Origin of the sequence: Streptomyces sp. CB02414 (assembly GCF_001905385.1) — a bacterium.
In the GTDB taxonomy this organism is placed as follows: domain Bacteria; phylum Actinomycetota; class Actinomycetes; order Streptomycetales; family Streptomycetaceae; genus Streptomyces.
In genome coordinates this window covers 120,120-141,880 of the sequence record NZ_LIPF01000013.1, presented here as the reverse complement: position 1 = coordinate 141,880, position 21,761 = coordinate 120,120, and the positions used below count along the sequence as shown (strand labels likewise).

The 21,761-nt window shown below is 74.1% G+C and carries 20 protein-coding genes; 8 read left to right on the top strand and 12 right to left on the bottom strand.

Annotation, left to right across the window (positions count from 1 at the left end; translation table 11 throughout):
• Positions 1-243: 243 nt before the first annotated feature.
• From AMK11_RS34120 to AMK11_RS34105, 4 genes are all read right to left on the bottom strand, one after another.
• Positions 244-885: an Rv1733c family protein gene (locus tag AMK11_RS34120; RefSeq protein WP_073732000.1), complete on the bottom strand. Its 642-nt coding sequence runs from the start codon at positions 883-885 to the stop codon at positions 244-246.
• Between the two features lie 314 nt (positions 886-1,199).
• The gene (locus AMK11_RS34115; RefSeq protein WP_073731999.1) at positions 1,200-2,024 is read right to left on the bottom strand and encodes a rod shape-determining protein; all 825 of its coding nucleotides are present in this window, start codon (positions 2,022-2,024) and stop codon (positions 1,200-1,202) included.
• Positions 2,021-2,389 (bottom strand): TraR/DksA family transcriptional regulator, encoded by a 369-nt coding sequence (locus AMK11_RS34110; RefSeq protein ID WP_073731998.1) that lies wholly within the window; start codon positions 2,387-2,389, stop codon positions 2,021-2,023. The genes AMK11_RS34115 and AMK11_RS34110 overlap by 4 nt, the downstream gene beginning before the upstream one ends.
• A gap of 46 nt (positions 2,390-2,435) precedes the next feature.
• Positions 2,436-2,762 carry a TraR/DksA family transcriptional regulator gene (locus AMK11_RS34105; protein ID WP_073731997.1) on the bottom strand — a complete coding sequence of 109 codons (327 nt, stop codon included), beginning with the start codon at positions 2,760-2,762 and terminating at the stop codon, positions 2,436-2,438.
• A 388-nt stretch (positions 2,763-3,150) separates the two neighbouring features.
• Here AMK11_RS34105 and AMK11_RS34100 point away from each other — a divergent pair, with 388 nt between their 5' ends.
• The 3 genes from AMK11_RS34100 (at position 3,151) to secD (ending at position 7,893) form a co-directional block, all read left to right on the top strand.
• Positions 3,151-4,107, top strand: a complete 957-nt coding sequence (locus AMK11_RS34100; protein WP_073731996.1) for a HAMP domain-containing sensor histidine kinase — start codon at positions 3,151-3,153, stop codon at positions 4,105-4,107.
• Positions 4,108-4,109: 2 nt separating this feature from the next.
• Positions 4,110-4,838 carry a response regulator gene (locus AMK11_RS34095; protein WP_079187865.1) on the top strand — a complete coding sequence of 243 codons (729 nt, stop codon included), beginning with the start codon at positions 4,110-4,112 and terminating at the stop codon, positions 4,836-4,838.
• A gap of 715 nt (positions 4,839-5,553) precedes the next feature.
• Complete coding sequence (gene secD, locus AMK11_RS34090) at positions 5,554-7,893, top strand: protein translocase subunit SecD (protein WP_073731995.1); 2,340 nt, start codon at positions 5,554-5,556, stop codon at positions 7,891-7,893.
• 45 nt (positions 7,894-7,938) lie between these two features.
• On the opposite strand, the gene AMK11_RS34085 is transcribed toward secD, so the two are convergent.
• Positions 7,939-8,709, bottom strand: a complete 771-nt coding sequence (locus tag AMK11_RS34085; protein WP_241847141.1) for a GntR family transcriptional regulator — start codon at positions 8,707-8,709, stop codon at positions 7,939-7,941.
• Here AMK11_RS34085 and AMK11_RS38890 point away from each other — a divergent pair.
• The 3 genes from AMK11_RS38890 to AMK11_RS34075 all read left to right on the top strand — a co-directional run bounded on the left by AMK11_RS38890 (position 8,599) and on the right by AMK11_RS34075 (position 11,124).
• Positions 8,599-8,850 (top strand): hypothetical protein, encoded by a 252-nt coding sequence (locus AMK11_RS38890; protein ID WP_241847144.1) that lies wholly within the window; start codon positions 8,599-8,601, stop codon positions 8,848-8,850. The genes AMK11_RS34085 and AMK11_RS38890 overlap by 111 nt on opposite strands.
• Before the next feature lie 156 nt (positions 8,851-9,006).
• On the top strand, positions 9,007-9,852 hold the full coding sequence (locus AMK11_RS34080) for a (2Fe-2S)-binding protein (protein ID WP_073731993.1): 846 nt from the start codon (positions 9,007-9,009) through the stop codon (positions 9,850-9,852).
• Between the two features lie 219 nt (positions 9,853-10,071).
• The gene (locus tag AMK11_RS34075; RefSeq protein WP_073731992.1) at positions 10,072-11,124 is read left to right on the top strand and encodes a DUF2637 domain-containing protein; all 1,053 of its coding nucleotides are present in this window, start codon (positions 10,072-10,074) and stop codon (positions 11,122-11,124) included.
• A 42-nt stretch (positions 11,125-11,166) separates the two neighbouring features.
• On the opposite strand, the gene AMK11_RS34070 is transcribed toward AMK11_RS34075, so the two are convergent.
• From AMK11_RS34070 to AMK11_RS34060, 3 genes are all read right to left on the bottom strand, one after another.
• The gene (locus tag AMK11_RS34070; protein ID WP_079187864.1) at positions 11,167-11,550 is read right to left on the bottom strand and encodes an ATP-binding protein; all 384 of its coding nucleotides are present in this window, start codon (positions 11,548-11,550) and stop codon (positions 11,167-11,169) included.
• A gap of 143 nt (positions 11,551-11,693) precedes the next feature.
• A complete protein-coding gene (locus AMK11_RS34065; RefSeq protein ID WP_073731991.1) occupies positions 11,694-13,436 on the bottom strand; it encodes a pyruvate dehydrogenase in 1,743 nt (580 codons plus the stop codon).
• 28 nt (positions 13,437-13,464) lie between these two features.
• Positions 13,465-15,000 carry a protein phosphatase 2C domain-containing protein gene (locus AMK11_RS34060; protein ID WP_073731990.1) on the bottom strand — a complete coding sequence of 512 codons (1,536 nt, stop codon included), beginning with the start codon at positions 14,998-15,000 and terminating at the stop codon, positions 13,465-13,467.
• Positions 15,001-15,289: 289 nt separating this feature from the next.
• Here AMK11_RS34060 and AMK11_RS34055 point away from each other — a divergent pair, with 289 nt between their 5' ends.
• Together AMK11_RS34055 and AMK11_RS34050 are read left to right on the top strand one after the other, a co-directional pair.
• Complete coding sequence (locus AMK11_RS34055; protein WP_073731989.1) at positions 15,290-16,273, top strand: helix-turn-helix transcriptional regulator; 984 nt, start codon at positions 15,290-15,292, stop codon at positions 16,271-16,273.
• A 63-nt stretch (positions 16,274-16,336) separates the two neighbouring features.
• The gene (locus AMK11_RS34050) at positions 16,337-16,825 is read left to right on the top strand and encodes a DUF456 domain-containing protein (protein ID WP_073731988.1); all 489 of its coding nucleotides are present in this window, start codon (positions 16,337-16,339) and stop codon (positions 16,823-16,825) included.
• Here AMK11_RS34050 and AMK11_RS34045 read toward each other — a convergent pair.
• The 4 genes from AMK11_RS34045 to AMK11_RS34030 form a co-directional block, all read right to left on the bottom strand.
• Positions 16,822-17,340, bottom strand: coding sequence for a methylated-DNA--[protein]-cysteine S-methyltransferase (locus AMK11_RS34045; RefSeq protein ID WP_073731987.1), 519 nt, complete (start codon positions 17,338-17,340; stop codon positions 16,822-16,824). The two genes, AMK11_RS34050 and AMK11_RS34045, sit on opposite strands and share 4 nt — an antisense overlap.
• The gene (locus AMK11_RS34040; RefSeq protein ID WP_241847140.1) at positions 17,337-18,794 is read right to left on the bottom strand and encodes a DNA-3-methyladenine glycosylase 2 family protein; all 1,458 of its coding nucleotides are present in this window, start codon (positions 18,792-18,794) and stop codon (positions 17,337-17,339) included. Before AMK11_RS34040 ends, AMK11_RS34045 begins: the two co-directional genes overlap by 4 nt.
• 199 nt (positions 18,795-18,993) lie before the next feature.
• On the bottom strand, positions 18,994-20,106 hold the full coding sequence (gene rsgA / locus AMK11_RS34035; protein WP_073731985.1) for a ribosome small subunit-dependent GTPase A: 1,113 nt from the start codon (positions 20,104-20,106) through the stop codon (positions 18,994-18,996).
• Positions 20,107-20,356: 250 nt separating this feature from the next.
• Entirely contained in the window at positions 20,357-21,676 is a 1,320-nt protein-coding gene (locus tag AMK11_RS34030; RefSeq protein WP_073731984.1) for a radical SAM protein, read from the bottom strand.
• Between the last annotated feature and the right edge of the window lie 85 nt (positions 21,677-21,761).

The following is a 21,761-nucleotide window of genomic DNA, read 5'->3' as shown; positions in this document are numbered from 1 at the left end:
CGGGCGGGCCAGGGGTCGGCCGGTCCGGCCCATGGCCTGCTCGACACGGGGCGGTCCAAACCACCGTGACGCGCGTGCGACACGATGACAGCCCCCCCCACCGCGACAGGCGAGCCGCGCCGGCTCAGCCACAGACGGACCCCTCGTTGACGGGCCGAAACGAGCGGGCCAGGGGTCGGCCGGTCCGGCCCATGGCCTGCTCGACACGGGGCGGTCGTGGGAGGGGGCGGGTTCGGCGTCGCGTCAGGGGGCGCGGCTCCAGCGTGGGGCGGTTTCGGCCCAGGCGGTGTCCCACTCGACGAGATTGCGGCGGTGCAGCACCAGGCCGGTGACGCCGTGGACCGCGAGGCCGGTGATCACGACGCCCAGGAAGGCGAGGATGGCCCAGCCCATCGTGCGGCTGCGGATCTGGCCGGTGGTGAGCGGCGGCTCGGTGAGCTTTCCGGCCGCGTCTACCCAGACCAGGACGGTGCTGTCCGCGGGCAGTCCCGGCTCGACGTCCGTCTTCCCGGTCCTGGGCGTCCCGTCGGGCCCGGTGTACCTGACCTTGACCGGGTACCGGGTCTCCTTGGCCTCGTCCGACCCGGGCTCCGGGTGGCGCGGGGCGTCGTGGACCAGGACCGCGGGACGGTGGTCCCGGGTCCGGGCCTCGTGCTCGGCGGTGCTCCGGTAGTGACGGTAGGCGGTGTCACCGGCCGCGTACATCGCGCCCGGCGCCGCGAGCAGCACGGCGAGCACCAGCCCGAGGCCGATCCACGCCTGCATGCGGTCGGTACGGCGCCGGAGGGGGTTGCGGCGCCACCGCCACAGGAGAAGGTGCGGGTCCCCGCCGGGGGCGGGGTCGGGATCGGGCGGTGGCTGGGCGCGGGGTGTCTCACCGGCCACGGTGGTGCCTCCTTCCGGGCTCGGGGCAGCCGGATCGGGCTGTCGGTGCGGGTGCGTGTCGACGGCGGGTGTGGGGGCCGGGTCGTCGATGTGTGTGCGTCGGCCGACCGAGCCGACCGATGGCCGACCCGGCGGGCGCCGGCCCCGGGAGTGTGGCCGGCGCCCGCGCGGGCGCTGTGGGGGACGCGGTCGTGGATCGGACGGCGAGTGACCGGGCCCGGTGGGCGCCTCCGCGACACGGCGGCGGTGGCTGGGCGCCCGGCCGCCGCACCGGCCCGCGGAACGCCCCGCGTCGGTCCCGCCCGCCGGGCAGGTCAGTGCGGGTGTTCGTCCGGTGGGTCCGTGCCCGCGGTGGACGGGTGGGAGTGCGCCGCCCCCAGCAGCTTGGCGGCACCGCGCACGGCGGCCGTGTGCGGGGCCGGTACGGCGCGCAGGGGGACGTGCAGCCTGCGGGTGAGGTCGCAGGTGATCTCGGGGCGCAGCGCGCCCCCGCCGGCCAGCAGCGGTCCCCTGCCCAGGGCGTCGACGGTGAGGGACGTACGGTCCTGGCGCAGCATCGAGGTCGTCATGTCGGCCACCGCCTCCCCGATCCGCGCGGCCGGCGTGGACTCGCCGAGGTCGCCCGTGCCCAGGGCGGTGCGGCGCGCGTCGAAGACGGCGCCGTCCACCAGGAGCACCACCTCGGTGAGGTGCGCCCCGATGTCGATCACGAGCAGCGGCCGCGACAGGTCCGCGCCCGCCGCGAGGGCCACGGCCCGCGCACTGGGCACGGTCAGCACGCTGCGCGGGCGCAGCACCTCCACGGCCGTACGGGCCTCGTTGCGGTAGGCGTACCCGTCCAGCACCGGGGCGGTGACCACCACCAGGGGACGGGTGAAGCGGGGCAGCCGGTGGCCCAGCAGCCGGTCGAGCATCCGGGCGGTGCCCGGGGTGTCGAGGATGGAGCCGCGCTGGATGGGATAGACCGCGCCGACGCCCGGGAAGGTCACGGTCGGCACGTCGAGGATCATGCCCCGCCCGGCGACCCAGGCGCGGGTACGGGCGCTGCCCATGTCGAGGGCGACGCCGGTGCAGTGCCGGCACATCGGCCAGGGCCGGTGCGGGGCGCGGGCGGTACGGGACCGCCGGACCACGGTCATCGTCCCGCCTCCCGCACCTGCTGGCAGCGAGCGCAGTAGCGGGCCTGCGGCACGATCATCAGGCGCTCGCGGTCGACGGGACGCCGGCACAGATGGCAGTGGCCGTAGCGGCCCTCCGCCATGCGGGCGAGGGCCGCCTCGACGTCGGCGAGCACCATGCGGGCGGAGGCCGCGAGCTTGACCCGGACCTCGGTCTGCCCGGCGCTCGGCCGGCTCGGCTCGCCGGCGCGGGGCGGGGCGGCCGCGATCTGCCGCAGCTGTTCCTCGCGGAACCCGCGCTGCTCGTGGAGGCTCTCCTCGAGCGCGGCGAGGTCCGCGGGCGACAGGCACGTGTCGCGGTCGCCGATGATCTGCTTGTTCACCACTTCACCCCTTGGGCAGGGCGGGAGACGAAGACTGGACGGACGACGGTCAGGAGGCGGCGCGGCGCTGGCAGGCCACGCAGTACCGCGTGTAGGGGAGGATCTCCAGCCGCTCCCCCGGCACCGGCTTGCCGCAGCCCAGGCAGGCGCCGTACGTGCCGGCGTCGATACGGGCGAAGGCCTCGTCGATCTCCTTGAGCACCCGCGCGATGGCGTCCTGCTGCGCGGACATCAGCTGGTCGTCCGCCTGGCCGCTCTCCTTGAGGGCCTGGAGCTGGGTCATGCGGGTGCTGCGGGCGTGCTCGAGGCGCTGGCGTGCCTCGTGAGCGGTCAGCCGCTCGGGGCGGGGTTCGATGCGGGAGGCGTCGAGCGACACGGTGCGTCCTTTTCTCGCAAGGTTCTGCGGGTACTTCCCGGAGGTTCTGCGGGTACGGCGAGCGCCGGGCCGATCGGACCCGGTCAGCCTCAACCATGGCCCCGGCGCCCGGGGAAACCCATCGGGCGCAGACCCCATTTGCCGGGGGCCGCGGGATCCACTCGGCGACGTGCCGAGACCCCCGTATGGGTGTGCCACGGCCCGGAAATGGGGGCCGGACCCCATCGACCCGGCGGCGCCCGGCGGGGGACGCTGGTCGCTTGCTCGGTCGCGACCAGGGTCCGCTTCGCCGGACGGGTCCCTGGACCGCGGCTCCCACCGAGGGTGCGCGATGACCGACAGTGGAGGCGTACCAGTCGACGCGTCGCAGAAGGAGGCGTACCCCCCGGTGTCCCTGTTCTGGCGGATCTTCGGGCTCAACTCGGTGGTGCTGGGCTTCGCCACGGCACTGCTGCTGTGGGCGCCCGTGACCGTCTCCGTGCCGGTGCTGCTGACCGAGGCGGTCGTCCTGGTGGGCGGCATGGCCGTCATGCTGGTGGCCAACGGCGCCCTGCTGCGCTGGGGTCTGGCGCCCCTGGACCGGCTCACGAAGCTGATGACCACCGTCGACCTGCTCCGTCCCGGCCAGCGGCTGCCGGTGGCCGGCGGCGGCGACGTGCCCGAGCTGATCCGCACCTTCAACGCGATGCTCGACCGGCTGGAGCACGAGCGGGCCACGAGCAGCGCCCGGGTGCTGCTCGCCCAGGAGGCGGAGCGCCGCCGTATCGCGCAGGAGCTGCACGACGAGGTCGGGCAGAGCATGACCGCGATCCTGCTCGTGCTCGGCCGCGCCGCGGACGACGCCGACCAGCCGTTGCGCGAGGAGTTGCAGCAGGCGCAGGAGATCACCCGGGAGAGCCTGGACGAGGTACGCCGGCTGGTGCGCCGCCTGCGGCCCGGCGTCCTGGACGACCTCGGGCTGATCAGCGCGCTGTCCTCGCTCACGCACGACTTCGCCACCCACACCGGGCTGCGGGTCGTGCGCCGTTTCGACGCCGACCTGCCCGCCCTGGACCAGGAGACCGAGCTGGTCCTCTACCGCGTGGCGCAGGAGAGCCTGACCAACGCGGCCCGCCACGCGGACGCCGAACGCGTCCAGGTGAGCCTCGACCGGGCCGACGGCGCGGTGGCCCTCACCATCACCGACGACGGCCGGGGCACCGCCGAGGCGGTCTGCGAGGGCGCCGGCATCCGCGGCATGCGGGAGCGGGCCCTGCTCATCGGCGCCACCCTCGACATCACCTCGGCCACCGGCGCCGGCACCAGCATCCGGCTCACCGCACCCGTCCCCAGGAAGCAGCCCTGACCATGTCCGACCCCTCCCTGCCCGACCCGTCCCTGCCGGAGCCGGCCCCGTCGGCCGCCTCCGCCGCGCCCTCGTCCGACCCGTCGAGGATCCGCATCCTGCTGGCCGACGACCACGCGCTGGTGCGGCGCGGGGTGCGGCTCATCCTCGACCGGGAGCCGGACCTGGAGGTGGTCGCCGAGGCCGGGGACGGGGCGGAGGCCATCGACATGGCGCGGGCGCACGCCGTGGACCTCGCGGTCCTGGACATCGCGATGCCCCGCCTGACCGGGCTGCAGGCCGCCCGTGAGCTGGCCGCGCTGAAGCCGGGGCTGCGCATCCTGATGCTGACGATGCACGACAACGAGCAGTACCTGTTCCAGGCGCTGAAGTCGGGGGCATGCGGATACGTCCTGAAGTCCGTCGCCGACCGCGATCTGGTCGCCGCCTGCCGGGCCGCGATGCGGGACGAGCCGTTCCTGTACCCGGGTGCGGTGACCGCCCTGATCCGCAACTTCCTGGACCGGGTCCGGCACGGTGAGGAGAACGCCGACCACATCCTCACCCCCCGGGAGGAGGAGGTCCTCAAGCTCGTCGCCGAGGGCCACTCCTCGAAGGAGATCGCGGAGATCCTCTTCATCAGCATCAAGACCGTCCAGCGGCACCGGGCGAACCTCCTCCAGAAGCTCGGCCTGCGCGACCGCCTGGAACTGACCCGGTACGCCATCCGCGCCGGGCTCATCGAGCCCTGACCCGCCCAGCCGACCGCCCACCCGCCGACCACACGAAAAGGGACGGTGCATGCGCTCCACACCTCGCACCGCCCCCGGTCACCGCCTCGCCGCGACGCTCACCGCGCTGCTGGCCGTCCTGCTGACCCTGGTCCCGGCCGGTCCACTGGCCGGTGCGGGCCTAGGGGGTGTCGTTTGGATCAGGCCGGCTCCAAGTAACGGTGCCTTGCAGTCGACCCGAGCGGGGTCTGGTGCGTGCAGCTGCAAGGCGGAGAAGGGCGACAGGGCGGAGCCCTGGCAACCGACGACAACGCGGCAGATGTGCGTGCCAGACCCCGCGACCCCGGCAGGATCCAAACGACACCCCCTAGCCCTGCCGGGAACGGTCCCCGCGGCGACGACCGTCCCCCACCCGGACACCGGTTTCCACGCCGACGACGGCTGCGCCACCTCCTGTGCCACCCAGGCCAGGGCCAGGCACGACCACCTCGGGGAGCGTACGGCGCCCCCGGACCGCCTCGCGACGGCCACGCGCCCGACGGGCGTCGCCCCCGCCGCTCACCGGCGGACCACGGCGCCGTCCGGCTCCGTGTCCGTCTCCCCCGGCCGCACGAGCCACGACCGCGGACGGGCGCCTCCCGCCTCCTCCGGCACCTGAGGCACCCGTACATCCCATTCCTTCTCTCGCCGCGGCCGCGCTGGGCCGCTGCCGTGGCATGCCTGCCGGAGGCCCGTGTTGAAACGTTCCCGTCCCCGCTCCCGCCCCAACTCCCTGAGGGGCCGGGCGCTCGTCGCCCTCCTCGTGATGGCCGGCGCCGTGGCCATCGCCCTGACCATGCCGGTCCGCCTCGGGCTCGACCTGCGCGGCGGCACCCAGATCGTGCTGGAGACCAAGTCCACCGAGACCACCGAGGCCGACCGCGAGGCCACCGACCGCACCGTGGAGGTGCTGCGCGGCCGCATCGACGCGCTCGGCGTCGCGGAACCGACCATCGTCCGCTCCGGTGACAACCGGATCGTCGTCGAGCTGCCCGGCGTCCAGGACCCGAAGCAGGCCGCCGACGTGCTGGGCCGCACCGCGCAGCTCACCGTCCACTCGGTGCTCGGTGCGGCGGAGAGCACCGAGAAGGACCCCGGATCGGAGTCCGGTGCGGAAGGCGAGCGCGTCCTGCCCGACGAGGACGGACAGCCCCTGCGGCTGAAGGCCGCCTCGCTCACCGGTGAGGACGTCAAGGGCGCCGACGCCCGCTTCGACCAGCAGGGCGGCGCCGGCTGGCTCGTCACCGTGGACTTCAAGGACGCGGGCGGCGACCGCTGGGCGAAGGTGACCGGCGAGGCCGCCTGTCACCCGGCCGGCGACCCGCAGCGCCGGGTCGCCATCGTGCTCGACAACAAGATCATCTCCTCGCCGCAGGTCGACCCCTCGGTGGCCTGCGGGGCGGGCATCGCCGGCGGCTCCACCCAGATCACCGGCTCCTTCGACGACGCCGAGGCCCGCGAACTGGCACTGCTCGTCAAGGGCGGCGCCCTGCCCGTGCCGGTCGAGACCATCGAGCAGCGCACCATCGGCGCGACCCTGGGCGACGAGGCCATCTCGGCCGGTGCCTGGGCCGCCGTCATCGGCACCGCGCTCACCGCGCTGTTCATCATCGTCGTCTACCGGCTGATGGGCGCCCTCGCGACCGTGGCCCTGCTCTGCTACGGCCTGATCTCCTACGCCGCGCTGGCCGCGGTCGGCGCCACCCTCACCCTGCCCGGCCTGGCGGGCTTCGTGCTGGCCATCGGCATGGCGGTGGACGCCAACGTCCTCGTCTTCGAACGCGCCCGCGAGGAACAGGCCTCCCGGACCCGCCCGAGCACCCGCTCCTCGCTGACCGCCGGTTTCCGCAGCGCCTTCAGCGCGATCGCCGACTCCAACATCACCACGCTGATCGCCGCCGCCCTGCTCTTCTTCCTGGCCTCCGGCCCGGTGAAGGGCTTCGGCGTCACCCTGGGCATCGGTGTCCTCGCCTCCATGGTCAGCGCCCTGGTGATCACCCGGGTGCTAGCCGAGTTCGCCGCGAGCCGCCCGGCGGTCTTCCGCCGTCCCCACATCACCGGCATCTCGACGACCGGCCCGGTCCGGGACGCGCTGCTGCGCCGCGACCCGTTCCTGATGCGCCGGCCCCGCCGCTGGCTGGCCGCCTCCGCGCTGGTCATGGTGGTGGCCGGTTCCGGCATCCTGGTCCGCGGGCTCGACTTCGGCATCGAGTTCACCGGCGGACGGCTGATCGAGTACTCCACGGCCACCCAGGTCGACGCCGACCGGGCCCGGGACGCCCTCGCCGACGCGGGCTTCCCCCGCGCCGTCGTCCAGTCCTCCGGCGACGGCGACCTGTCGGTACGCACCGAGGAGCTGACCGACGCCGAGGCGGAGAAGGTCACCGAGACCGTGGGCGGGCTGGGCGGTGAGACCGAGAAGGTCCGCGACGAGCTGATCGGTCCCAGCCTCGGCGAGGAGCTGCGGCGGGACGCCCTGATCGCCCTGGGCCTGGCCCTCGGCGCACAGCTGCTGTATCTCGCCGTCCGTTTCCGGCTGCTGTTCGGTACGGCGGCGGTGAGCGCGCTCGCCCACGACGTGGTCATCCTGGTCGGTGTCTTCGCGTGGCTGGGCAAGCCGATCGACGGGGTGTTCCTGGCCGCGCTGCTGACCGTGATCGGCTACTCGGTCAACGACTCGGTGGTCCTCTTCGACCGCGTCCGGGAGCTGCTCGCCGGCAAGGACCGCAAGACGCCGTTCGCCCGGCTCACCAACCTGGCGATCCTGCAGACCCTGCCGCGCACGGTCAACACCGGTATGGGCGCGGTGCTCATCCTCGCCTCGCTGGCCCTGCTGGCCGAGGACTCGCTGACCGACTTCGCGCTCGCGCTGCTGATCGGCGTCGGGGTCGGGACGTACTCCTCGGTGTTCACCGCGTCGCCGCTGGCCATCGAGATGTACGACCGCGGCAACGGGTCCCGTCGCTCCCGCCGCAAGGGACGGACCACGGAGAAGACGGTGCCGGCGAGCCGCGCGGAACGGCAGGAGGTGTCGTAGGCGGCCCGCCCTTCCCTGGGGGTCCGCCCTTTCCCGGGGGAGCGCTCATGGCGTCGCGCCGAAGTGCTCCCCCACCAGGGCCCGCACCACGTCCTGGTCGCCGGCGATCAGCGCGTCCAGCAGTGCCGTGTGTTCGTGCGCGTCGGCGATCAGATCGGCCCGCCCCCGCCCCGCGGGGGTTCCGGCCCTCGGCCACTGGGCGCGACGGTGCAGGTCGCCGGCGACGCCGACGAGCTGCTCGTTGCCGGCGAGCGAGAGCACCACGCGGTGGAAGGCGCGGTCGGCCTCGGCGTAGGTCGCCGGGCAGCCGGAGGACGCGGCCCGGACGGTGGCCTCGGCGAGGGGCCGCAGCCGCGCCCACCGCTCGGCGGGCACCGTACGGGCCAGGCGGAGCCAGACCGGGACCTCCAGCAGCGCCCGGACCTCGGCGAGCTCGGCCAGTTCCCGGTCGCCGCGCCGGACGACGCGGAAGCCGCGGTTGGGGACGACCTCGACGGCGCCCTCCACGGCCAGCTGCTGCATGGCCTCGCGCACGGGCGTGGCCGAGACGCCGAACCGTTCCCCGAGCGCGGGCGCCGAGTAGACCTCGCCGGGCCGCAGCTCCCCGGCCATCAGCGCGTCGCGCAGGGCGTCGAGTACCTGACCGCGCACGGAGGAGCGCTGGACGAGGACACGCGGCCGGGGCGCGGGGGGTTCGCTGTGCGTGTGCTCACCGCGCACGGCCCCGCCCGGCTCCCCGGCACCACGGACCCGACCGTCACCACGGTCCCGGCGCTCACCACCGTCCCGGCCCTGGTCCCGCTGCTCCCGGTTCACGTCCGCGGCACCGGGCTGCGCCGGGACCCGCACCGCTCCGGACGCTCCCGCCGGTTCGTCCGGCCCTACGGCCCGGACGCGCCCCGTCCCCGTTCCCGTGCCCCCGGGCCCCTGCGCGCTCGGCTTCACGGGTCCTCCTGAGGGACGTGTCGGTACTTGAGGTCATTACGGCGGGTTGTCACTTGTCCGTCAAGCACCATAAAGGCACCGGCCGCCAGTTCAAATCCCGAGGATCTTCGGTAAGGTAAGGCTTACCTCAAGCTGTCCGTTCGTTCCGACGTGGATCGGTGGTCCCGCATGCCTGTCACCCGCACGGCCCTCACGGACGCCTACGCGCGCCTGACCGAGGTCCTTCCGGGGCTGGGCGTCACCGAACTGGACCCGGCCGGCCAGGTCCCGGCCGGCGGCGGCTGGGTCGCGGCCGGCTCGCTCGCCGCGGGCGGCGCGGAGCTGGAGGCGTTCCTCGCCTGGGACGACGCCCAGGTGCTGCGGGACTACGGGCAGCGGGCCCGCCCGGACGTCGTGGCGAGCTTCGGGCTGCACCGGTACGCGTGGCCGGCCTGCCTGCTGATCACCGTGCCGTGGTTCCTGCACCGCCGGGTGCCCCGCTACCCCGCCACCCACGTCGCCTACGACCGCTCCGCCGCCGGCCTGCCCCTCGGCCGGATGGCCGTGCGCCCCGCCGGCTTCGCCTGCCTGCCCGGCGACCCGGCCGCCGCCCTGCCCGGGGCCCGCGTGGTCGCCGACGAGGAGGCGCTGCGGGTGGAGGTGCGGGCGGCGGTCGCCGAGCACCTGGAGCCGGTGCTGGCCGGATTCGGCCCCCGGATGCGGCGGCGCGGACGCGCCCTGTGGGGCATGGCGACCGACGAGGTCGTCGAGGGCCTCTGGTACGTCGCCCATCTGCTCGGCGAGCAGGAGCGGGCCCGGCACGAGCTGGAGCTGCTGCTGCCGGGCGCGACCAAGCCGTACGTCGGCGACGCGGCGTTCCGTGAGCTGACCGGACCGGACGGCGAACCGCTGCACACCCGGGACCGTGCGAGCTGCTGCATGTTCTACACGGTGCGCCCCGAGGACACCTGCGCGACCTGCCCGCGCACCTGCGACGCGGACCGCGTCGGCAAGCTGCTCGCCACGGCGGGCTGAGCCGCCCGCGCAGCGCAGGTACTTCCCCCGGAACCACCCGCACGGGTGGTCTTAATCGAACTCATCTCCCGTCTCCTGCAAGGCAGTTCGAGCAGAACCCCGCCCTGGGCGCCCCCTCTCGCTTCCTTGGCGGCCTCTTGCCCCGAAACCCCCTGAGGACCGCCGGCTTTGGGCCACCATGGCGGGCGTTACGCCCTATCCCAAGGCAAGGGACCCCAGATGAGATTGACCGACATATCGCTGAACTGGCTGCTTCCGGGCGCCGTGCTGCTCCTGGGCATGCTGGCGGCGGTGGCGGTGCTCGCGCGAGGCAAGCGTTCCTCGGGGAAGGACGAGGGCGCGGACGACTCGTGGGAGCGCATGGAGGAGCGGCGCAGGCGCAAGGAAGCCCTCTACGGCAGCGTCTCCTATGTCCTGCTCTTCTGCTGTGCCGCGGTCGCCGCGGCGCTCTCCTTCCACGGTCTGGTCGGCTTCGGCGAGCAGAACCTCGGCCTGAGCGGCGGCTGGCAGTACCTGGTCCCGTTCGGGCTCGACGGGGCGGCGATGTTCTGCTCCGTCCTCGCGGTGCGCGAGGCCAGTCACGGTGACGCCGCCCTCGGCTCCCGCATACTCGTGTGGACCTTCGCGTTCGCGGCGGCGTGGTTCAACTGGGTGCACGCGCCCCGCGGCATCGGTCACGCGGGTGCCCCGCACTTCTTCGCGGGCATGTCCCTGTCGGCGGCGGTCCTGTTCGACCGCGCCCTGAAGCAGACCCGCCGGGCCGCGCTGCGCGAGCAGGGCCTGGTGCCCCGCCCGCTGCCGCAGATCCGCATGGTGCGCTGGCTGCGGGCCCCGCGCGAGACCTACCGCGCCTGGTCGCTGATGCTCCTGGAGGGCGTGCGCAGCCTCGACGAGGCCGTCGAGGAGGTGCGCGACGACATGCGCAAGAAGGAGGAGGCCAAGCAGCGCCGGCGCGAGCAGGAGCGGCTGGAGCGGGCCCAGCTCAAGGCGATCAGCCGGGGCCACGGCCACCGGGGCTTCCCCGGGCGGGGCGGCCGGCAGGTCGAGGTCGAGGTGCAGCAGGTGGAGCGCGGCACCGAGCGGGCCACCGCGGAGCCTGCCATATCGGCCCCGGAGCCCCTGCCCGTACGCCGGCGGCCCTCCTTGCAGCCCGTGCGGAACGGAGCTGACCCGGTCACCGTCGACCTCACCGCGGAGGACGACACACAGGCCCTGCCGCGGCTGGACTCCCTGGAGCGCAAGCTCAAGGACCTGGAGCAGCAGTTCGGTTAGTCGCGGTCAGGTCTGACGGGCCGCCGGGCTCCCGGCGGCCCGTCACGCCGCCTCGGCGTCCAGCTCGAACCAGACCGACTTTCCCGTCCCGCAGGGCCGCACGCCCCAGTCGTCCGCGAGGGACTGCACGAGGAGCAGGCCCCGGCCGCCGGTGCTCTCCTCCGGGCGCGGCGTGCGCGGCCGGGGCAGTCCGTCGGCGCGGTCCCGCACCTCGACCCGCAGCGCCCTCGGCCCGACCGTGGCGGTCAGGACCGCGCCGTCGTCGGTGTGGACGAGGGCGTTGGTGACGAGCTCGCTGGTGAGCAGCTCCGCGATCTCCGACCGTCCGGGCCCGCCCCAGTGCCGCAGCAGCTCGCGCAGGGCCCGCCGGGCCTCGGGCACCGCCCGCAGGTCCGCCCGTCCGAGTCGTTGCCTGAGCTCCGGCACCGCCTTCCTTTCCCTGTCCCCCGTCGACGTGCTGATGTCGTTCCCTCCCTGCTCGAACAACTTCACGGGGGAAGCCTTGCCCGTTCGGACCCCGGGCAGTCATCTCGATTCGCCGGAGTCCCCCACGACGGCCGTGCCGCCGGTCACGGGCGCGGCACGTTCCGCAGGTTCGAGCGGGCCATCTGGAGCATCCGCCCGACGCCGCCGTCCAGCACGATCTTGGAGGCGGACAGCGCGAAGCCGGTGACCATGTCGGCGCTGATCTTCGGCGGGATGGACAGGGCGTTGGGGTCGGTGACGACGTCGACCAGGGCCGGCCCCTTGTGCTTGAACGCGGCCTTCAGCGCCCCGGCCAGGTCCTTCGGCTTCTCCACCCGCACCCCGAAGGCGCCGCAGGCCTCGGCGACGGCGGCGAAGTCGGGGTTGGTGTTGGCCACGCCGTGCGAGGGCAGGCCCGCGACCAGCATCTCCAGCTCGACCATGCCGAGCGAGGAGTTGTTGAAGAGCACAACCTTCACCGGCAGGTCGTGCTGGACGAGGGTAAGGAAGTCACCCATCAGCATCGTGAACCCGCCGTCGCCGGACATCGACACGACCTGCCGGCGCCGGTCGGTGAACTGGGCGCCGATCGCCATGGGCAGCGCGTTCGCCATCGAACCGTGCGAGAAGGAGCCGATGACGCGGCGCTTGCCGTTGGGCTGGATGTAGCGGGCGGCCCAGACATTGCACATGCCGGTGTCGACGGTGAACACGGCGTCGTCGTCGGCCATCTCGTCCAGCACGGCGGCCACGTACTCGGGGTGGATCGGGACGTGCTTGTCGACCTTGCGGGTGTACGCCTTGACGACGCCCTCCAGCGCATCCGCGTGCTTCTTCAGCATCCGGTCGAGGAAGCGGCGGCTCTTCTTCTCCTTCACCCGCGGGATCAGGCAGCGCAGGGTCTCCTTCGCGTCGCCCCACACCGCGAGGTCCAGCTTGGAGCGCCGGCCCAGGTGCTCGGGCCGGACGTCGATCTGGGCGATCTTCACGTCGTCGGGCAGGAAGGCGTTGTACGGGAAGTCCGTGCCGAGCAGGATCAGCAGGTCGCACTCGTGGGTGGCCTCGTAGGCGGCGCCGTACCCGAGCAGCCCGCTCATCCCCACGTCGTACGGGTTGTCGTACTGGATCCACTCCTTGCCCCGCAGGGCGTGCCCGACCGGGGACTTGATCTTCCCGGCGAACTCCATCACCTCGGCGTGCGCGCCCGCCGTGCCGGCGCCGCAGAACAGGGTGACCCGGTCGGCGTCGTCGATCAGCCGCACCAGCCGGTCGATCTCCTCGTCGCCGGGCCGTACGGTCGGCCGGGAGGTGACGAGTGCGGTCTCGGCGGCCTTCTCCGGCGCGGGCTCGTCGGCGATGTCGCCGGGCAGCGAGACGACGCTGACGCCGCCCTGGCCGACGGCGTGCTGGATGGCGGTCTGGAGCAGCCGGGGCATCTGCTTGGGGCTGGAGATCAGCTCGCTGTAGTGGCTGCACTCGCGGAAGAGCTGGTCGGGGTGGGTCTCCTGGAAGAAGCCGAGGCCGATCTCGCTGGACGGGATCTGCGAGGCGAGGGCGAGCACGGGGGCCGCGGAGCGGTGGGCGTCGTAGAGGCCGTTGATGAGGTGGAGGTTGCCTGGGCCGCAGGAGCCGGCGCAGGCGGTGAGCTTGCCGGTGATCTGCGCCTCCGCCCCGGCGGCGAAGGCGGCCGTCTCCTCGTGCCGCACGTGCACCCACTCGATGCCGGAGTGGCGGCGCACGGCGTCCACGACCGGGTTGAGGCTGTCGCCGACGACTCCGTAGAGGCGCTTGACTCCGGCACGGGTGAGGATGTCGACGAACTGTTCCGCGACGTTCTGTTTGGCCATGGCTCCAGCTATGGCACACCGGACGGCGTCACGCCTCCCAAACGGCGGCGGCCGTACGGTCGTCGGCGTAACCCTTGACCCGTACGCGGCTGTCGGCGAGGAACTCCGCGAGGCCGGGCGGGGTGCGGCCGGACCACCGCCGGGCGAGGAGCCCGCCCAGCCCGGGCTCGCTGAGCAGCGGCTCGGCGAGGCCCGCGGTGCACATCAGCAGCACATCACCCGGGCGGGCTACGGAGGCGCGGAAGCGGAAGGGTTCGCGGGGCGGCCCGGCGGGCGGGTCGTGGTGGGGGCCGGGCGGGGGCGTGACGCCGAGGTCCATGGTGAGCCGGTCCCCCTCGGGTGTCCCGGCGGGCGGCGACCCGAACCCGACGACGGGTTCGCCGGCCACCTCGCCCGCACTGGGCTCCATGTTCTGCCAGGCCCCATCCCGCAGCCGCAGCAGTCCGCCCGCGCCGACGCCGAAGTACACCCGCGTACGGCACCCGGGGTCGGCGGGCAGCAGCAGGCAGCGCAGGGTGGCCGCGTACTCGTCGGGGCTCAGGCCCTGGTCGGCGGCGTCGGCGCGGAGCCGGCCGAGGCTGCGGTCGGTGAGCCGGTGCAGCCCGGACTTCAGCTCGCCGCGGCGCCCGGCCCGCAGGTCCTCCCCGAGCCGGTCGTGGCTGCGGCCCACGGCCCGCCCGATCCACCGGCACACCTCGGCCGCCGCCCGGTGCGCGCCGGCACTCGCGCGGGCCCCGGTGGCCATCGCCACCAGCACCAGCGCCTGCTCCCCCGCGCCGAAGCGGGCGACGAGCAGCGCGTCGCGGCGCGGGTCGCCCCGGTAGCGCGCGGAGTCGCCCCGCACGGAGACGGCCCGCAGGGTGCAGCTCCCGTACCGGGCGCCGTCCAGCACCGTGTCCGCCACCAGCCCGTCCAGCCCCTCGGGGTCGGCGGGCGGCAGGGCGGTGGGCTCGGGGTCGTAGGTGGGCGGCCCGGAGCCGACGTAGTCGGGGCCGGCGGGCGCGGGCGGGGCCGAGGGGAGGAACGGGGACGGCAGCGGCGGCAGCGGCGGCAGAACGGGAGCGTCCCCGGCCGGCGGCGATGGCACGGAGCCGCCGTCGGACGGCTCCGAGAGATCGGCGTCCCCGGTCCCCGAAGTCGTACGCCCACGAGTCCACACCCGACGCCCGCCGCCGGGCGGAGGCTGGGGAGGACCGGGCTGTCCGGGCTGCCGACCGGTCGGGGCGGCCGGGAAGTTCGCCGGTCCGGTGGGAATGGCCGGCGGGGGTTCCCACGGGGCGCGGGGCGGGGGCGGACCGGGGTGGCCCGGTGTGGTGCCGGCGGGGGGAGGCGGTCCGGTGCGGGGAGCGGGGACGCCGACGGGCGCGGGCGTCGGCGGCGGAGGCGTCGGTCCGCCCCGTGGGCCGTGGTCCGGGCCGCGGGCCACCGTCCCCGCCGCCGAGGTGAAGCGGTCGTCCAGGGAATCGGGCGCGGTCGTGGGGCCGGTGTCGTCGGCGGAGTCGTCGTACAGCTGCGCCCACCAGTCGTCGTCATGACCGGCGGGACTTCCCCCCTGCTGACTCATGCTCCTGATTGTCCACCGACGGAGCCGGATGAAAACGGGGCATCGGGAAAATCCGGCGCACCGGCGTGCGCCGGGACGGCGTGTCGGGGGACGGCTCGAACGGTATTGCGAGGCGGGGTGGCCGAGCGGTCCCACCCCCCACGGGAGAACCGCTCGGCGACGCCACCTTGGCAGAGTGACCGGCGGTACGGCGATGATGTCCCGAGGCGGTTTTGCGCCGTGGCCGTTTCCCGCCACGGTCGGCACCGCGGGCAGTGGTGAGGTTGGTGCTCGGGGAGGGGCGAGGCAGATGCTGGGAGTGCTGGGGCTGGAGGACACGCACGAGGCGGCGTACCGGGCGCTGGTGTCCGTGGGCGCGGCCGACGTGCCCGATCTGGCCCGCCGGCTCGCGCTCGGCGAGCAGGACACGGAGCGTGCGCTGCGCCGGCTGGAGCAGAACGGTCTCGCGGCCCAGTCCTCGGCCCGGCCGGGCCGCTGGGTCGCCGCGCCGCCGGGGGTGGCGCTGGGCGCGCTGCTCGCCCAGCAGCGGCACGAGCTGGAGCGGGCGGAGCTGGCGGCGGCGCTGCTGGCCGAGGAGTACCGCGCGGCTGCGGCCGAACCCGCGGTGCACGACCTGGTGGAGGTGGTGACCGGCGCCGCGGCGGTCGCCCAGCGCTTCGTCCAGCTCCAGCTCGGGGCGACCGACGAGGTGTGCGCGCTGGTCACCGACAAACCGGTCGCGGTGACCGGCATGGAGAACGACGCCGAGGAGCAGGCCGCCGGACGCGGCGTCCGCTACCGGGTGGTCCTGGAGCGTTCGGTGCTGGACCTGCCGACCGGCATCACCGAACTGTCCGCCGCGCTCGGCCGTGAGGAGCAAGTGCGGGTGGTGGACCGGGTGCCGACCAAACTGGTCGTCGCCGACCGGTCCCTCGCCCTGGTCCCGCTCACCGCGCGCTCCTCGGAGCCCGCCGCGCTGGTCGTGCACGCCAGCGGCCTGCTGGAGCTGCTGTCGGGACTGTTCGAAGCGGTGTGGCGACAGGCGCTGCCGCTGCGGCTGGGCACCTCGGGGGTGACCGAGCACGGCCCGGACGGGCCCGACGCCACCGACCTGGAGATCCTCTCCCTGCTGCTGGCCGGCCTGACCGACGCGAGCGTCGCCAAGCAGCTCGACCTCGGGCTGCGGACCGTGCAGCGCCGGGTGAAGCGTCTGATGGAGCTGACCGGCGTCAGCACCCGGCTCCAGCTGGGCTGGCACGCCTACGAACGGGAGTGGGTGTCCAGGAAGCACTGACCGGCGCCCGCCGCACCCGCCCGCACATCTGCGGACCGCGCGCGGCTCCGGCACTCTGGACAGATGGGAGCGTGGGACCTCCTGCTGTCCGGGCTGGTGATACTGCTCGGGCTGTACGGGGTGCTGTTCCCCGGCATGCCCGGGTCGTGGCTGGTGTGGGCCGGGGTCCTGTGGTGGGCGCTGAAGGACCCGCGGCCGCTGGCGTGGGCCGTGCTCGTCGGCGCCACCGTCGTCCTGCTGCTGTCCCTGGCGGTGCGCTGGGCGCTGCCGTCCCGGCGCCGGCGGATGCGCGCGGACGACGCGACCCGGCGGCTCACGCTGTACGGGGGCGCGGGCGCGGTCCTCGGCTTCGTCCTGATACCGGTGGTCGGCGCGATACCCGGTTTCATGGGCGGCATCTACCTCGCCGAGCGGCTGCGGCTGGGCCGGCACGGCGAGGCGAGGGCGGCGCTGCGGACGGCGATGCGCGCGGGCGGTTACGGCGTGCTGACAGAGTTCTTCGCCTGCCTGCTGATCACCGGGGCGTGGCTGGGGGCGGTACTGGCCGGTTAGGGCCTCGGCAGGGTGCCCTCCAGGGCCAGCAGCCGCGTCTTGCGCTCCAGGCCGCCCGCGTACCCGGTGAGGGAGCCGTCGGCGCCGATCACCCGGTGGCAGGGGCGCAGGATCAGCAGCGGGTTGGCGCCGATCGCGCCGCCGACGGCGCGTACCGCGGGCCGGGAGGCCCCGATGCGGGCGGCGATCTCGCCGTACGTCGTGGTCGACCCGTAGGGCACGTCGTCCAGGGCGGCCCACACGCGCTCCCGGAAGGCGGTGCCCTCGGCCCGCAGCGGCAGCCGGAACTCGGTCAGCTCCCCGGCGAAGTAGGCGGCGAGCTGCTCCCCGGCGGCCCGGAAGGGCCCGGCGTCGTGCCGCCATCCCTCCTGGACACCGCGGCCGCCCTTCTGCCCGGGCACGGACAGGGAGGTGAGCGCGCCGTCCGTGTCCGCGGTGAGGAGCAGCGGGCCGACGGGGCTGGGCACCTCGGTCCAGTAGGTACCGGTGGCCGCGGTCGTGGTCATGTTCGTCATCGGTGGTTCTCCCACTCTCCTGCTGCACGCAGGTGGTTCAGGGCGTACGAGCGCCAGGGGCGCCAGGTCTCGGGGACGGCCGCGCCGGGCGGGGCGACGTCCGGGTCGCCGAGTGCGCGGGCGCGGACGACGGCGGCCGTGGCGGCGTCCACGCCGGGTACGGCGAGCAGCGCGCGTTCGGCGTCGTCCCGGTCCGCGCCGGGGTCGAGGCGGACGGCGCCGTCGGCGAGGGCGGCGGCGAGGGCGCCCGGCGTGCCGTGCGGCTCCGCCTCGGCGAGGACGCCCGGTTCGGGGAAGAGGTGGGTGAGGGTGCCGCACGGCGCGTCCAGCGTCTTGCCGTACCGCTGGACCAGCCGCTCGGCCTCCGCCCGCCCCGCCAGGGCCCGTACGGCGAACTCGTCGGGATCGGCGGTGCCCGGCGAGCGCAGTCCGGGGCGGGCGGCGACGAGCGGGGCGAGACGTGGGTCGGCGCCGAGCCGTTCGTCGACGGCGTACGGGTCGGCGTCGAGGTCGAAGAGCCGGCGCAGCCGCTGTACGGCGGTGGTCAGGTCGCGCAGGTCGGTGAGGTGGAGGCGGGCGTCGAGCCAGCCGCCGCCGTTGCGCGTCCCGCCCGGACGCTCGTCGACGGCGACGATCCCGGTGCCGTACGGCAGGCGCAGGGTGCGCCGGTACACGCGGCGGCCGGTGGAACCGCTCACCTCCTCGATTCCGGCGACGGCCTCCCGCTGGAGCAGGTCGAAGACCGGCCCGGCCTGGTAGGGCCCCCGGTGGGCGAGGCGCAGCGGGATCCCGGCGGAGGGGGCGCCGGTGCGTGAGCGGGCGGGCGCGGCGGCGCGCAACTCGCTCGGGGTGGCCGCGTACACGGCCCGGATCGTCTCGTTGAACTGCCGCACACTGGCGAATCCCGACGCGAACGCGATCTCGGTGACCGGCAGGGCGGTGGTCTGCAGCAGGACGCGCGCGGTGTGCGACCGCTGGGCGCGGGCCAGGGCGACGGGCCCGGCTCCGAGCTCGGCGGTGAGCTGCCGCTGCACCTGGCGGGCGCTGTAGCCGAGCCGGCCGGCGAGTCCGGCGACGCCCTCGCGGTCGACGACGCCGTCCCCGATCAGCCGCATGGCCCGGCCCACGACGTCGGCGCGGACGTTCCAGTCGGCCGAGCCCGGCACGGCGTCCGGGCGGCACCGCCGGCAGGCCCGGAACCCCGAACCCTGCGCGGCGGCGGCGGTCGCGAAGAACCGCACGTTGCTCCGCTTCGGTGTGACCGCCGGGCAGCTGGGCCGGCAGTAGATGCCGGTCGTCTCGACGGCGAAGAAGAACGCCCCGTCGAACCGGGCGTCCCGGCTGCGCACGGCCTCGTATCTGCTGTCCCGCGCCTTCTCGAGCGCCACGTCGTCCGTCTTCACACCGTCCAGTCTCCGCCGGCCCGGAGGTCCGGGCTGGCGGAAATCGGACATCGCGTCGGCGAATGTGGCGCAGGTCGCCGGTCTGCCCGGCGGCCGCACGACCGCCACGAGGGAGACGTGCGGACGACGGCGGTCGACGCCCGTCAGAGGGCCGGGGGGGGGCAGCGGCCCGCGGCGCCGGTCCGGTGCGCCCGGAAGCACACGCCGGTCGTGGCCCCGCGCCGCGCGACGACGTGGCCGCCGTGCCTTGTTACCGCAGCCGCCCCCGCTTGGCCTCCATCGCCGCCTTCCCGATGGCGTCCCGGCGCTTCCACTCCTTTCGGATCTCGGCGCGCAGCCGGGCGTCGTTCTTGGCGACGATGCGCTGGTTCTCCCGCATGAGCTTGCGGAAGCTGTCCAGCCGCCGTACGGACAGTTCGCCGCTGTCGATGGCGGCGAGGACGGCGCAGCCCGGCTCGCTCTCGTGGGCGCAGTCGTGGAACCGGCAGTCACGGGCCAGTTCCTCGATCTCGGCGAAGACCTGGTTGACGCCGCTGCCCGCGTCCCAGAGCCCGACGCCCCGCAGCCCGGGGGTGTCGATCAGCACTCCCCCGCCGGGCATGACGAGGAGGTTGCGGGTGGTGGTGGTGTGCCGGCCCTTGCCGTCCATGTCCCGGGTGGCCTGGACGTCCATGACGTCCTCGCCGAGCAGCGCGTTGGCGAGGGTGGACTTGCCCGCGCCGGACTGCCCGAGCAGGACCGCCGTACCGCCGCCGACGGCGGCGGCCAGGACGTCCAGCCCCTCCCCGTGCGCGGCGCTGACGGGCAGCACCGGCACGCCGGGCGCGGAGGTCTCCACGTCCTGGACGAGGTGGCCGAGCATCACCGGGTCGGGCACCAGGTCGGCCTTGGTGAGGACGACCAGGGGCTGCGCCCCGGACTCCCAGGCCAGCGCGAGGAACCGTTCGATCCGGGCGAGGTCGAGTTCGACGGCCAGCGACACGGCGACGATCGCGTGGTCGACGTTGGCCGCGAGGATCTGTCCCTCGGACCGCTTGGAGGAGGTGGAGCGCACGAAGGCCGTACGGCGCGGCAGGTACGTGCGTACGTAGCGCGGGATGCCGTCCGGTTCGACGGCGGCCCAGTCGCCGGTGCAGACGACGCGCAGGGGGTCGTGCGGGGTGACGAACGCGGTGTCGGCCCGCAGGACGCCGTCGGCGGTGACGACGTCGCACTGGCCGCGGTCGACCCGCACGACGCGGCCGGGCAGCAGCCCTTCGGCGGCGTACGGCGCGAACGCGTCGGCCCAGTCCTCGTCCCAGCCGTAGGGGGCGAGGGCGGAGTGGGCGGTGGAGTGAGAGGTGGAACGGGACGTGGAAGTCAAGGGGTTGGCCCTTCAGGGGGCGGCCCCGGCGACCGGACTCAGCGGGCTGAGGTCAGCCGGTGGCCACGGAGGTGGACGTGATGGGTTCCTGGATGCGGGCAGCGCCCGTCGCAATGACAGCCATCGGTCGACACCTCCTCACTCCTGTGTTCCGCGCCCACGGCGATCACCGTGTGACGTGCGTCAGATTAGCCCGTGGGCACCACGGCCCGTCAACGCCTTTTCCACCGCCGGTTCACGCGCCGGCTGCTCACACCTCCACCGGCGCGTCCTCCGGCAGGCTGTCCATGAAGGAGCTGACGGAGAAGACCGCGTTGCCGGCGCCGGGCGGGCCGTAGCCGGGGGGCGAGGAGAGGCCGTAGTCCTCCATGGTCTGGCGGTAGGCCTGGAGGAGGCGGATGTGGTACTCCAGCGGGGCGCCGTCGGGGTTGGTCTTGCCGAGCGGGGTGGTGGGCTCGGGGCACCAGGTGGTGAAGCGGGGCGTGATGCCGTGCGACATGAAGAAGCGCAGGCCCTCGGTGGTGGACTCGATGGCCTCGTCGACGGTCTTGAAGCCGAAGGGCTCGGCCATCTCCACGCCCGCGACGAAGTTGGGGATGACATTGCGCGCGCCGAAGACCTCGGTGGAGTCCAGGATGCGCCGGTGCCACTCGTCGCGGCCGACGTAGCGCTCCTTGCCGGGGCAGTACATCTTGAACAGGTACTCGTCCCACACCTCGAAGTTGGGGTGGTAGATCTGCACGCCGTAGTCCTTGAAGCGCTGGACGTCCGGCTTGGGCAGGGCCTGGGCGACGACCTTGCCGATCCAGCGGCCGGGGAAGTGCTCCTCGATGGCCTTGGCGTACCGGCCGTAGAAGTCGGCCTCGTCCAGACCCTGGACCTTCGACGTGATCGCGCCGCCGGTGAGCGTGTACGCGGTTGAAATCTTGGCGGTGTCGTACTTGTTGATGATCTCCAGCGCCTCCAGGACCTCGTCGACGTCCTTCACGCCGGTGTACGGCCGCCCGGCCGCCTTGTGCTGGCGCCAGTTGTGGTTGATGTCGCAGTACTGGCACTCCTCCTTGGCGCCGAAGTACTGGCAGACGCGGAACGCGGTCAGGTAGATCAGGTAGCCCCACTGGATGGTCGGGGCCACCTCCATGACCGACTTCCCGTTGGAGAGCTTGTGCCGGTAGTACTCGGGCATGGGCGGCACGCCGACGTCGGAGATCCGCTTGCCGTCGAGGTAGAGGCCGAGCTGGTTGTGCTCGTCGGCCGCGACCCGGTAGGGCGAGGACGGGTTCACCCGGACGGAGACGACGGTGCGGCGCAGGTCGTAGGGGCCGCCGGTGAGGATGATCTCCTCGGGCGGCCGGCGCAGCGCGGCCTCGCCCAACTCCGGCAGGGTGCCGTGGTCGAAGGAGAAGATGAAGTACGACTTCGGCTTGACCTCGCCGTCCTCGTTGTCACTGAGCGCGGAGGGGTCGAAGGCGACACCGCCGCGCAGCAGGTCCTCCTTGAAGACGGCCTCGCGCGGTACGTGCGGGAACCGCTCCATCAGATCCTCGACCAGCGCGGTACGGCTGTCCATCCCGTGTCTCCTCCCGGGTCCGGCGTTCGACTTCTCACGGTATGCCCCCGCCGGTGCGGCTTCCCGCGCGGGGGCCCTCCAGACG

Excerpts from the sequence above, each read along its gene's own strand:
- AMK11_RS34055 (WP_073731989.1), top strand. The coding sequence starts at position 15,290 with ATGCTGGGAGTGCTGGGGCTGGAGGACACGCACGAGGCGGCGTACCGG.
- AMK11_RS34045 (WP_073731987.1), bottom strand. The coding sequence starts at position 17,340 with ATGACGAACATGACCACGACCGCGGCCACCGGTACCTACTGGACCGAG.
- AMK11_RS34115 (WP_073731999.1), bottom strand. The coding sequence starts at position 2,024 with ATGACCGTGGTCCGGCGGTCCCGTACCGCCCGCGCCCCGCACCGGCCC.
- AMK11_RS34050 (WP_073731988.1), top strand. The coding sequence starts at position 16,337 with ATGGGAGCGTGGGACCTCCTGCTGTCCGGGCTGGTGATACTGCTCGGG.
- AMK11_RS34095 (WP_079187865.1), top strand. The coding sequence starts at position 4,110 with ATGTCCGACCCCTCCCTGCCCGACCCGTCCCTGCCGGAGCCGGCCCCG.
- AMK11_RS34060 (WP_073731990.1), bottom strand. The coding sequence starts at position 15,000 with ATGAGTCAGCAGGGGGGAAGTCCCGCCGGTCATGACGACGACTGGTGG.
- AMK11_RS34080 (WP_073731993.1), top strand. The coding sequence starts at position 9,007 with ATGCCTGTCACCCGCACGGCCCTCACGGACGCCTACGCGCGCCTGACC.
- AMK11_RS34030 (WP_073731984.1), bottom strand. The coding sequence starts at position 21,676 with ATGGACAGCCGTACCGCGCTGGTCGAGGATCTGATGGAGCGGTTCCCG.
- AMK11_RS34065 (WP_073731991.1), bottom strand. The coding sequence starts at position 13,436 with ATGGCCAAACAGAACGTCGCGGAACAGTTCGTCGACATCCTCACCCGT.
- AMK11_RS34040 (WP_241847140.1), bottom strand. The coding sequence starts at position 18,794 with ATGTCCGATTTCCGCCAGCCCGGACCTCCGGGCCGGCGGAGACTGGAC.
- AMK11_RS34075 (WP_073731992.1), top strand. The coding sequence starts at position 10,072 with ATGAGATTGACCGACATATCGCTGAACTGGCTGCTTCCGGGCGCCGTG.